Source organism: Kordia jejudonensis, assembly GCF_001005315.1.
Lineage (GTDB): Bacteria > Bacteroidota > Bacteroidia > Flavobacteriales > Flavobacteriaceae > Kordia > Kordia jejudonensis.
On the sequence record NZ_LBMG01000042.1, the window covers coordinates 22,516 to 35,146 of the forward strand.

10 protein-coding genes are annotated in these 12,631 nt (G+C 34.6%); 5 read left to right on the forward strand and 5 right to left on the reverse strand.

Annotation, left to right across the window (positions count from 1 at the left end; genetic code table 11):
* The first annotated feature begins 252 nt into the window (after window positions 1-252).
* A complete protein-coding gene (gene ffh, locus AA089_RS17710) occupies window positions 253-1,584 on the forward strand; it encodes a signal recognition particle protein (protein WP_046758325.1) in 1,332 nt (443 codons plus the stop codon).
* Window positions 1,585-1,650: 66 nt separating this feature from the next.
* On the opposite strand, the gene AA089_RS17715 is transcribed toward ffh, so the two are convergent.
* Complete coding sequence (locus tag AA089_RS17715) at window positions 1,651-2,130, reverse strand: hypothetical protein (RefSeq protein WP_162200457.1); 480 nt, start codon at window positions 2,128-2,130, stop codon at window positions 1,651-1,653.
* A gap of 15 nt (window positions 2,131-2,145) precedes the next feature.
* Between AA089_RS17715 and AA089_RS17720 the strand changes: the two genes are divergently transcribed.
* From AA089_RS17720 to AA089_RS17735, 4 genes are all read left to right on the forward strand, one after another.
* Complete coding sequence (locus tag AA089_RS17720) at window positions 2,146-3,036, forward strand: bifunctional 5,10-methylenetetrahydrofolate dehydrogenase/5,10-methenyltetrahydrofolate cyclohydrolase (protein WP_046758326.1); 891 nt, start codon at window positions 2,146-2,148, stop codon at window positions 3,034-3,036.
* Between the two features lie 194 nt (window positions 3,037-3,230).
* Window positions 3,231-3,776 carry a hypothetical protein gene (locus AA089_RS17725; protein WP_046758327.1) on the forward strand — a complete coding sequence of 182 codons (546 nt, stop codon included), beginning with the start codon at window positions 3,231-3,233 and terminating at the stop codon, window positions 3,774-3,776.
* 112 nt (window positions 3,777-3,888) lie between these two features.
* Window positions 3,889-4,326, forward strand: coding sequence for an SRPBCC family protein (locus AA089_RS17730; protein ID WP_046758328.1), 438 nt, complete (start codon window positions 3,889-3,891; stop codon window positions 4,324-4,326).
* A 141-nt stretch (window positions 4,327-4,467) separates the two neighbouring features.
* Entirely contained in the window at window positions 4,468-5,586 is a 1,119-nt protein-coding gene (locus tag AA089_RS17735) for a DUF2914 domain-containing protein (RefSeq protein WP_046758329.1), read from the forward strand.
* Between the two features lie 355 nt (window positions 5,587-5,941).
* Here the strand turns inward: AA089_RS17735 and AA089_RS17740 are convergent, their stop codons facing one another.
* The 4 genes from AA089_RS17740 to AA089_RS17755 form a co-directional block, all read right to left on the reverse strand.
* Window positions 5,942-8,650, reverse strand: a complete 2,709-nt coding sequence (locus tag AA089_RS17740; RefSeq protein WP_046758330.1) for a carboxypeptidase-like regulatory domain-containing protein — start codon at window positions 8,648-8,650, stop codon at window positions 5,942-5,944.
* 68 nt (window positions 8,651-8,718) lie between these two features.
* A complete protein-coding gene (locus AA089_RS17745) occupies window positions 8,719-9,558 on the reverse strand; it encodes a GLPGLI family protein (protein WP_046758331.1) in 840 nt (279 codons plus the stop codon).
* A 410-nt stretch (window positions 9,559-9,968) separates the two neighbouring features.
* Window positions 9,969-11,480, reverse strand: coding sequence for an NADP-dependent isocitrate dehydrogenase (locus tag AA089_RS17750; RefSeq protein WP_046758352.1), 1,512 nt, complete (start codon window positions 11,478-11,480; stop codon window positions 9,969-9,971).
* A 332-nt stretch (window positions 11,481-11,812) separates the two neighbouring features.
* Window positions 11,813-12,565 carry a LytR/AlgR family response regulator transcription factor gene (locus AA089_RS17755; RefSeq protein ID WP_053002539.1) on the reverse strand — a complete coding sequence of 251 codons (753 nt, stop codon included), beginning with the start codon at window positions 12,563-12,565 and terminating at the stop codon, window positions 11,813-11,815.
* Between the last annotated feature and the right edge of the window lie 66 nt (window positions 12,566-12,631).

Genomic DNA, 12,631 nt, shown 5'->3' on the forward strand with positions numbered 1-12,631 from the left:
ATGAATTGAAGGTGTTGCATAAAAGAAAGCTTAAAAAAATCATAAAAAATAAGTCATACATACTTGGAAATTATAGTTTCATTAAGAAACAGCAATAGCCTTTTTTGAAGCAAACAGTTTAATTTTAGCTTTCTTCCTTTAAAAAGAACAAAAAAAACCTGTAGAATCTTGTTGAAAACGAGCGGTTTTAAACTTTCAAAATTTATAAGTTTCTCCTATCTTTGCAACTTCTCAAAAAAAGAATACAAACGTATGTTTAATAATTTAAGTGAAAAGCTAGATAAAGCGATGCATGTTCTTAAAGGACATGGAAGTATAACGGAAGTAAATGTTGCAGAAACACTAAAAGAAGTGCGTAGAGCGTTACTTGATGCCGATGTAAACTTCAAAATTGCAAAAGATTTTACAAAAAGAGTAAAAGAAAAAGCTTTAGGACAAAACGTACTAACTACTTTACAACCAGGACAATTAATGGTAAAGATCGTGAAAGACGAACTTACCGAACTCATGGGAGGCGATGCCGCAGGAATCAACTTGTCTGGAAAGCCAACCATCATTTTAATGTCTGGTTTGCAAGGTTCGGGTAAAACAACATTTTCTGGTAAACTTGCCAATTACTTAAAAAATAAAAAAACAAAGAAACCTTTATTAGTTGCCTGTGATGTATACCGTCCAGCGGCGATTGATCAGTTACATGTTGTAGGAGATCAGATAAAAGTGGATGTATTTTCAGATAGAGGAAACAATGATCCAGTTGCGATAGCCCAGGCAGGAATTGCACATGCAAATCAAAATGGACACAATGTTGTTATCATTGATACCGCAGGTCGTTTGGCAGTTGATGAAGCCATGATGACCGAAATTGCAAACATTCACAAAGCAATTGAACCACAAGAAACACTTTTCGTAGTAGATTCAATGACAGGACAAGATGCTGTAAACACGGCAAAAGCCTTCAATGACATCTTAAATTTTGATGGAGTTATCTTAACGAAATTAGATGGTGATACACGTGGTGGAGCGGCAATCTCTATTAAATCTGTAGTAAACAAACCGATCAAATTTATTGGTACAGGAGAGAAGATGGAAGCTATTGATGTTTTCTATCCTTCACGTATGGCAGATCGTATTTTGGGAATGGGAGATGTTGTTTCGTTAGTGGAAAGAGCACAAGAGCAGTTTGATGAAGAAGAAGCTAGAAAATTACAAAAGAAAATTGCCAAAAATCAATTTGGTTTTGACGATTTCTTAAAGCAAATACAGCAAGTGAAGAAAATGGGGAACATGAAAGACTTAGTCGGCATGATTCCTGGAGCTTCCAAGGCAATGAAAGGTATGGAAATTGAAGATGATGCTTTCAAACACATTGAAGCATTAATTCACTCAATGACGCCAGAAGAACGTTCTAAACCAGCAATGATCAATGCAAGTCGTAAAAAGCGTATTGCCAAAGGAGCTGGTCGTTCGGTACAAGAAATGAATCAATTGTTAAAGCAATTTGATCAAATGAGTAAAATGATGAAGATGATGCAAGGCGGCGGCGGAAGAAAGCTGATGCAGATGATGAAAGGAATGGGCGGATAGTTTGCTAAATGCTAAATTATAAATGTTGAATTATAAATGTAAAAGTATTTCAATATTTTAATAAATTTAGCCAACAGCCAACAGCCAACAGCCAACAGCCAACAGCCAACAGCCAACAGCCAACAGCCAACAGCCAACAGCCAACAGCCAACAGCCAACAGCCAACAGCCAACAGCCAACAGCCAACAGCCAACAGCCAACAGCCAACAGCCAACAGCCAACAGCCAACAGCCAACAGCCAACAGCCAACAGCCAACAGCCAACAGCCAACAGCCAACAGCCAACAGCCAACAGCCAACAGCCAACAGCCAACAGCCAACAGCCAACAGCCAACAGCCAACAGCCAACAGCCAACAGCCAACAGCCAACAGCCAACAGCCAACAGCCAACAGCCAACAGCCAACAGCCAACAGCCAACAGCCAACAGCCAACAGCCAACAGCCAACAGCCAACAGCCAACAGCCAACAGCCAACAGCCAACAGCCAACAGCCAACAGCCAACAGCCAACAGCCAACAGCCAACAACCAACAGCCAAAAAGACACACACAACACAACTATACATGATTTTATTAGATGGAAAAAAGGTATCGAATGATATCAAAGATGAAATTGCTGCTGAGGTTCAGAAAATGAAAGATCGCGGTGAAAAAGTTCCGCATTTGGCCGCAGTTTTAGTAGGAGACGATGGCGCAAGTCTAACATACGTAGGAAGCAAAGTGCGTTCTTGCGAGCGTGTCGGATTCGAATCTACGTTAGTGCGCATGTCAAACACAACTTCAGAACTCGAATTGCTAAAGAAGATTCACGAATTGAATGAAAACGATGACATTGACGGATTCATCATTCAGTTGCCTTTACCACCGCAAATCAACACACAAAAAGTAATTATGGCGGTACATCCAGACAAAGATGTTGATGGATTCCATCCTGAAAACTTTGGAAAAATGGCATTAGATATGTCTACCTTTATTCCTGCTACTCCTTTTGGAATTTTAGAATTACTGGAGCGTTACGATGTAGAAACCAAAGGAAAACATACGGTTGTTATTGGAAGAAGTCACATTGTCGGAAGACCGATGAGTATCTTAATGGGAAGAAGAGGTTTTCCAGGAAACTCAACCGTTACACTAACGCACAGTCACACTAAAAACATTACACAAATTACCTGTCAGGCAGACATTATCATTACGGCATTGGGACAACCAAATTTCTTAAAAGCGGAAATGGTAAAAGATGATGCGATTGTAATTGATGTGGGAATCACAAGAGTTCCAGACGACACTAAAAAACGTGGATATCGTATCACGGGAGATGTTGATTTTGAAAATGTCAGCAAAAAGACAAGTCACATAACGCCTGTTCCAGGTGGAGTAGGACCTATGACCATTGCAATGTTACTCAAAAATACTTTATTGGCTAGAGAACGTCATAATATGGCAAATAGAAGATAAAATAATTAATTATAATATATTGAAAAGCAACTTCGAAAGGAGTTGCTTTTTTTATAATGTTTTTAAATAATTATTCATTGTATTGATTTAGTGTGAGTTAATACATCGAATTTTCTGAACGATCATAGAATAAAATAGCAGTCTTGTAATAAAAAACTTATATTAATTAAAGATATTAACCAATACTTTAACTAATGAAAACAGTAAAAACAAGTGGATTGTTGCTCATATTATGTCTCTTATTTATATATTCTTGTGCAAATAAAGAGAATAAGCAATCTAACAACGAAACAAAAACAGAATCAAAAAAAAGTACTGAAAAAGAGAAAAGTAATAGTATAGCTAAAATGGAAAAGGGTAAAATTGTTTTTACTGATAAAAAGAAACTTGTGGCAACCCTCGAAAAAAGTATGGGAGCAAGTAGAGCTGCCCAAATGGACATGAGTACTCTTAAAATTGATTTTAGTAAAGCTACTGATAATGAAAAAATAGAAATAGTACAACTAATAGTAGCAAGTAAAGACAAAACGGAAAAAACAGCCTATTTACTAAAACGAAGGGGAAATGAATTTGAAGTTTCGGATACTGCTACAATTGTAAGTTGTACAGGTTGTACTGTTGGCTGTAATCCAAGAAGACAAAGCAATGGAGATGGATATTGTACAGTATGTACAAATGATCCAGAAGGCAAATGTGAAAAAACAGAAACCTTAGCTGCAACAGCGTCAGTTAAACAATAAATAGCTCAGTTCTTAACTGGAAAAGCTGAAAATCAATACTTGGTTTTTAGCTTTTCTTATATGAAAATTTATAAAATATAATTTCATTACTTTTATCTAAAACCTAATGTAAATGAAAACCTCTGAACCACCAGTAATCGTCTCACAACGTTTTACGCAATCTGCGGCAGTTGTATGGAAAGCCATTACAGATGTTACACAAATGCGCCAATGGTTTTTTGAGAACATTCCCGATTTCAACCCAGAAGTTGGTTTTCAAATAGCATTCAATGTCAAAGCACCTTCGCGTGACTTTTTACATCTTTGGACAATTACGGAAGTTATTCCGCATAGAAAGGTAGTCTACAATTGGAAATATAAAAATTTGCAAGGCGATTCATTTGTTACTTTCAAATTAGATTCAATCGATAACAAAACGAAATTAACTTTAACCACAACTGTTATTAAAGATTTTCCTGATGAAGTTCCCGAATTTAAACGCGAAAGCTGTGAGGCAGGCTGGCAATATTTCATCAATGAACGATTGGTTGCTTTTGTAAAAACTGTATAATTTTTACTATATTATTTCATACTCCATGACCGTTTGAACGCATTTAATAGTTACATTACAAAATGTATGAGCACTTACTCATAATTGAATGCGTTAATCGAAGTATTTAGAAACCTTTATATTTGGAGCATAACCAACCTTATGAAGCGTACATTAGTCAAATTTCGAAATAGTAAATTTAGGAAATTCATCAAACGGCATGAAAAGTATGCGCCGTTACTATTCTTTATTGGCGGATTTATTTTTGATTCGCTCACATTAGGACGGATTGACAGAATGTACGATTTGGTAGTGTTGACATCGCACATGACGCTATTGACCATTGTATTGTATCTATTCAATTTGGTTGATGATCAACGGTGGAAAAACACATTTTTAGAACGCTATGAACTTTATTTCCCCTTAGCAATTCAGTTCTTTTTTGGAGGACTTTCAAGTGCATATGTCATTTACTTTTCCAGAAGTGTTTCATTATCTAAAACCGTCACATTTTTTGTCATTCTCTTATTGCTTCTCTTTGCAAATGAATTTCTAAAGAAAAGAATATCAAACAAATACCTGCAATTTAGCGTCTATTACTTTATCAGTTTTATATTCTTTGTGTTTATGATTCCTGTAATGATCAAGGAAATGAACACGACTATTTTTCTCTATTCAGGTTTAATAAGCAGTGCGTTAACCATTGGTTTGATTGCTTTTATCTATTTTTCTAGTCCAAGTACGAGAGCCGAGATAAAGTTGGGCAAACTCATAGCAATCATTGCTGCTGTGTATATTTTAATTAATGGATTGTATTATTTTAGAATGATTCCGCCAGTTCCGTTGGCTTTGGCAGAAGGTTTTGTGGCGCATAATATTACCAAAGAAAATGATCAATACATCGCGACGTACGAATCGGATGCATGGTATATTTTTTGGCGCACGCATAAGATAAAATTTTACCATCATGTAGATGAGCGCGTGTATGTGTATTCGTCCATATTTGCACCTACGGATTTGGACAAAGTTGTTTCACACCGTTGGAATTATTACAATCCTGACACAGAAACATGGCAACTCATGGATGAAATGACTTATGAAATTACAGGCGGACGCGATCATGGTTATCGCGGATATACATATAAAGAAAATATTATTGATGGTCATTGGCGTGTAGATGTTGTCACTACAGAAGAATCGTTGTTGCTTGGCGTTATTGAATTTGAAATCATTTCGAAAGCACCTAAAAAGCCCGTAAAATTGGTTACAAAACGATTTTAGATAGGTTGATTTCTTTTTTGCTACTTTCTCACATCATTGAAGATATTTTTAATCTATAGATTTGATAATTGCGATAAACCGCACTGTTTAGCATGCATTATATTTTATAAAAATTCAGAAGAGAACTTTTGAACAGAAACTTTTTAAATTAAAATATATACAAGTTTTAGAAAATTGAATACTTATTGTTAGCATCGGGAAATAATTTGATTTATCTAAAACATTTTGAAGGCTAAAACTGCAAAACAAAAAACCGAACAACATATTCTAAACATATTGTTCGGTTTTTAACTAACCAGTACTAACTATTTTATAAGTTGCTAGTTTCAATCAAAAACTAGACTTTATGATTACATTACAACGTATAAACAAAACGGAAGGTAACAAATCGTGGCTGAATAAACGTTTCAGAAGTAAACACTGATAAGTTATTCGCGCTGTTTCGTACTTGTGAATCAATATCTAATATATTGGTTGCTTTGAGTTCATATTCCCATTTGGCATCTCTATTTTTTCTATATGAAAGTGTCGCATCCCATGTTTGGAACGATTGCGATTCGCCATTGCCCAAATCTTGATTGGTATAGGTATAATCAGTTCGGAAAGTAACGCGCTTCCAAATATATGCATCAAAGTTAATCGAAGGTGCATTGGTCACAAACTTCGTTTCACGTCCACCTTGTGTATTGTTCGTAACACTGTAACGGTAACGCAAACTTACATTTGGTGCCACTCTGTAATTGGTTCGAATACCAGGCGTATACGTTTGTGTAAATCCTTCATTCAACGATTGTTGTCCTTGTATAAACTGATTGATCTTACTGTAATTAAAACTTGCATTCAAACTCGCACGAATCTTTCCGAACGTACGCTGCACACGTCCAAATACATTCACATTTTCATCTGCAAAATTAGAGTTGAAAAAGGTACTTGTACGGATGACACTTTCAAAATCTGTCAAGCTTCGTATCTGATCTATATTACTAGAATACGATGCTCTGGCAAATACATTGGTATAATTAAACAAATTGAAACTTGTATATACCAAACTCACATTGTGCGATAATGCATTTTGCAATTCTGGTTCTCCAAATTGGTAACTGTTGAAGTTGTTCATGACCAAACCTTCTGCCAATCGGGTCACGTCGGTAAACTGATTCTGCATTTCGTAGCGTAAAGTTAATGCTTCACTCTTTTTAAACTGAATGCGTGTTTCAAAATCAGGCAATACTCTAAAGAAATTGTCTTCAAACGTAACACCACTTTGCGTATTTTTGTTACCGTATGCATGTACTGAGAATCCTGGAGTGATAGTAAATTTACCCGTTTTTAAACGATAATGCACACCAACATAAACATCACTAAAATTGTATTCTACATCATTGGTAATTTGTCCATTGTTAAAAGTAGGTATTGGATTAAATTGAATGCCTGTACCTCTAAACTGAAATAGATTTGAATTGAATTCTTGGCGACTTAAAATAGTTCCCAACGTAAAGTTGATATTACTTTTCGTGTTTAAAATATTGTAATAATCCAACTTTGCATCTAACTGATTCGACTTGATTCGTCTGTTCTGCGCCAAATCGAAATCAGCTACAGAAGTATCCAATCCTAAAGCGTCTGCCGTTGTATCAAAAGCATTGTTTGTTCCATTTTCTAAACGTGCATTGTAAAAAGGATCTTCATCTTTGATTAAATGCTGCGCTTCAAAAGCTAGAATATTAGTTTCGTTAATCGTGTAATAATAATTTACATTTTGATTAATGCTAAACGGTTTCACATTATTGATCTGATCTGTAGATCCAATAACAGACGAAAATACGCCTTGTACTTGCGAATCGTTAGACGTTCGTGCTAACACATCATAATCCAATTGATTGTTAAAGTTTGGCTGAAATTTGACACTAAACTTTGCCAATCCTTGATCCGAGCGTTCTCTACTGCGTTGTTCTGTAGCTTCATCAGGAATGCCTAAACTTGGATCTGTGTATTGTACAAAACTGGTTTCTTGGGAAAGAATACGACTGCTATTGTAAATTAAGAATCCGCTTAAATCTAAAGATTTACTTGGCGAATAGCTAAAGTTTCCTGTGGCTAATTTGTTTTCTATTTCGAGTGCGTTTCCTTGGTTGGTAAGGAAATTTAAACTGTTGTCTCCCAAATTAATATTTGTTCCGCTTCCTCTACTTGGCGCTCTAAATCCGCCACCAAAACCACGAATATCTCTACGGCTTAAGGCAACTTCTCCGATATTATTCATATCGCCAATAAAGTTGATGCTGTATTCTGGACTGTAATAAAATAATTTTGGCTGTAACAAATACAATTTATTATCTGGCGAACTTCCTCCACCAGCGGTAACATTTCCAAACCAAAAGTTTTCTTTTCCTTCTTTTAGCTTAATATTGATTGCAACATTATCTTGATTGTTTGTAACACTTCGGAGCTGATTTACCTCAGAATAATTTCGTAAAACCTGAATTTTATCTACAGCTTTCGATGGAATGTTTTTGGTAGCAAGTTTGGTATCTCCGTCAAAAAAGTCTTTTCCGTTGACCATTAACTTGTTTACGACTTTCCCTTCAACTTCTATCTGTCCGTCTTCGTTAATTTCGACGCCAGGTAATTTTTCTAAAACGTCTTCTAATTTTCGTTCAGAACCATTTTTGAAAGAATCTGCATTGTAAATTAATGTATCTCCTTTAATGGTAACGGGCATTTCATACGTAAGTTCAACTTTATCTAACGTATTATCTTCTTTGAGTATAAAGTTTTTAGTGATGTCACTTTCTTTCGTTTCTAAAGAATCAGTAAGTGTTTTTAAACCAATATAACTTACCTGAATTTTGTATTTGTTATTTTTTTTGAGTTCAATACGATATTTTCCTTCTTTGTCTGTAATGCTATAGGATTCTAGAGTACTTGTCGCTTTGTTAATTGCTATAACGTTCGCTAATTCGAGAGGTTTGTTTAAACTGTCTGTAACTTTTCCTTCAATTTTAACTTGTGCGTACGTTTGGTGAGCAATAAGGAATAAGAAAATACAAAGTATTTTTTTCATTGGTGTGGTGCTATTAGTTAGTTTTAAAAAAGAGTATTTTCAATTAGACTACAATTTTAGCCAAAGGTTTAACCTCTTCTTCTTCCTCTATTGTTTCTCATTTCAAGCATTTTTTCACGAATCGTAGTTTGATAGTCTGCTTTATTGATTTCTTTTCCTTTATCTGGTGCTTCAATAGTGATTGTTTCTCCAGAATTGATAACAATTTTAGAGCAAAGCATCACTGTATTTCCAGCGCTTACTTCTAATATTAATCCTGGTAATCCCCAATATTCTGCTGGTCCGTGACTTACTGGAATTTGTGGAGAATACCACGCTTCAATAGTTGTCATTTTTATTTCTGGTTCAGACGTTGTACCATCCGCATTCTTTTTTGGTTCGGCACTTCGTAAATCTGCCCAAGAGAAATTGTACCAATCTAATTCACTTGAAGGAACAATTGCCGTAGCTTTGAAACAAGTATATTGACCAATTTGCTTTGTTTCTTTGCCCATATTCCATTCTATCTTTTGTAATTTGTCTTTTACTAAAAACTTTTTACCATAAAATTCTTGACTTTGTACTAAGGCATTGTCTTTTACATTTTTATATTGATATCCACGAGAGAAGTTTGCGCCCCACGAATCTGTTGCTCCTGAAACGGCATCTAATTTGTCTTCTTCTTTAAAAACAGATTCTTCTTTATTGAAAGTTAACACATATGTTTTTTCCAAACGATTCTTTAGACGAGCTGCCACATCTTTTTTCTGAGCTTCACTCATTCGTGCGCCCCATCTTCCTAATTCCATCTTCGTTTTAGAATAATAAAAGGCTTGCCCTTGAAATTCTTGTGTGGATGCAGTGTTTGGTTTAAATGATAAAAGCACTAAAAAAGTAAGTGCGGAGAGTTTTAGTAGAAAAGATTTCATAGCAGACGTTATTATAGTTTATTAATTGTTTAACGAATTTAATTAAACATTAAACAACTATTCTTAATTTATAAAATAATTAACATGAAAGGTTCTTATTTTCAATGAGTCTAAATAGTGGCTCGCAATTAAACATAAAAAAACCGAATAGCCTCATCACTTGCTATTCGGTTTTTTTAAAAACTAGCTATACAAAAAACACTTTTGTCTTATTCTTTTTTGCACTACAAAGATGAAAAATATTGTTTATATATTTTTATTTATGTTTTAAATGTTCATCATAAACAATATTTATGATAAACAAAAGAAAACCGAATAGCCTCATCATTTACTATTCGGTTTTTTAAAACTAGTCATACAAAAATACGGACTATTTTTACATTCTATATTATTGATTTTCAGTATTTTATTTATTCTCCCTGTCCTAGTGAGAATGCACGTTTTCCATCAAATTCGTATAAGTTTTCTGTTTTAATAACTTCGTATCCTATTTTATTGATATTTGATAACAATGCTAAGATTTGCTCGAAATTGATCGGAGCATATTTTGGCGTTCCTTCCGTAACGGCGTCTATAGCTACAAATCGGCATCTCCAGTGGTCTGTACAATATGTTTCTGGCATTCCATTCGGAAATACTTTGACACCTCTATTGGTAATCATTTTGAGTTTTAGTTTGTATGAATCTAATCCTGCCAATGCATTTCCAATTTCTTCAGGATTGCTTCCTTGCCAGTTGATAAATACATCTGTACCGACTAAAACTTGTTCTTGTTGTTTTCTTTCGTATACAGGAATTGAAATACTTCCTGCTTTTTCGTCTATAGTACTTGGTGTTAACTTTTCAGGTACATTTCCTAAGTTTTCAATGACTTTATCAGCAAATTCGCTTGTAGACATTTTTTGAACGCTTTGTCCTTCTTCATAAATATCTGCTGTGTGATATCCTTGTTCAATTGTTGTCAACCAAGCATTTTTGATTTTGTTAGCAATGTTTACTTTTCCAACATGAATTAACATCATTACCGCCGCATTTAGTAAGCCTGAAGGATTTGCAATGGCTTTTCCTGCAATGTCAGGAGCCGAACCGTGAATTGCTTCAAACATGGCAACATTTCTTCCTACATTTGCCGAACCTGCCATTCCTACAGAACCTGCAATTTCAGCCGCTATGTCAGAAATAATATCTCCATATAAGTTTGAAGTTACAATCACATCATAGTTTTCAGGAGTTGCCGCCAAACGTGCAGATCCGATATCAATAATTTGTGAATTGCTTTCTATTTCTGGATATTCAGCTGCAATTTCTTTGAATACATTGTGAAAAAGACCATCTGTAAGTTTCATGATGTTGTCTTTTACCATACAAGTAACTTTTTTTCTTCCGTATAGTTTTGCATATTCAAATGCGTAGCGTACAATTTTTTCACAACCAGGACGAGTAATCAATTTTAAACATTGTACCACATCTTGTGTTTGTTGATGCTCAATTCCGGCATATAAATCTTCTTCATTCTCACGAATAATGACAACATCCATGTTTGGAAAGTTTGTGTGTACATACGGATGCAAAGCATTTACTGGGCGAACATTTGCGAACAATCCTAATGATTTTCTCAACGTAACATTTAAACTTTTATAACCTTTACCTTGTGGCGTTGTAATTGGCGCTTTTAAGATAATTTTGTTCGTGTTGATCACTTCCCAAGATTTTTTCTCAATTCCTGAAGAGTTTCCTGATAGGTATACTTTTTCGCCTACTTCTATGATTTCTGGCTGAATGTTTGCACCACTTGCTTCTAATATCTTTAAGGTTGCTTTCATAATTTCAGGACCAATCCCGTCTCCGTATGCAACAGCAACTTTCGTTACTTGGTTGGTCGTTTGTTTAGAAATCGTTTTCGTAGTTTTTGTATTTTCCATTGCTTTGAGTTTTTTTGACACTGCAAAGATGAAAAATATAATCCATATGTTTTTATTTATGTTTTATATGATATGTATAAGTGAATTTTATGAGTTTTTATAATGTTTTAAAAATGAGTAGATTAACTTTTTTAGTCTCGTAATGAATTCACTTTATTAAGAAATGATTATGAATATAGAACGCACGAGATACTATATAAACTTTTACAATGTTGAAATATATATTGTTTGAAGGGATTATTCTTTAAAGTATGTCTGTAGTTATTCTTCACGTATTAGAAATCTAACAAGTCAAGAAATCTAGTAGCAAAGCGATCTAACATCCAATAAGATTATTTTCGATGAATACTACTCAAAATTTCCATGACTTCTACTTTTTTACGAACAGAAACAGGAACCGTACTTTTATCTTTTAACAATAAATAACCGCCATCTGTTTTTATAAAGGCTTTGATGAATTGCAGATTGACCAAATGACTTTGGTGTACACGCAAAAATTGATAACTTTTCAACATATCTGAAAAGTATTTGAGTGTTTTTGTTACAAAAATCTTCTGTCCATCTTGTAAATAGAAAATAGTATTGTTACTATCCGATTCGCAACGAATAATTTCATCCAAACTCACAATAATAATCTTATCTAAGGTATGAAGTGATATTTTGTTTGGCTTTTCATTTGGGGCCGCTAAGGTATCTTTTAAAATATCCAAACGTTCTTTGTTCGGGTGAATTTGACTTTTCGCTTTTTCAATTGCTAACGATAATTCTTCTTCCGCATACGGTTTTAATACATAGTCGATTGCGGCAAATTTAAAAGCTCTGATGGCGAATTCATCACTTGCAGTCACAAAGATAATTTTTGAAGTCAAATTTGGGAAAATTTCCAATACATCAAACCCAGATCCGTCGCCCAACATAATGTCAAGAAATAAAATATCAGGTTGTTGCTTGCGTAACAGTTTTGCAGTTTCAACCACACTTGAAGCAGTTCCAATAATGTTCAATTCAGGATGCAAGCGTTCAATGTCGCTTTTTAGCATATGTAACGCAGCAGGAATATCGTCAACAATTACAGTAGTAAGCATGTTTCTTAGTATTGAGGTTTTAGTATTTAGTATTGAGTATTGAGATTTGTCTCGATAACACTCTTC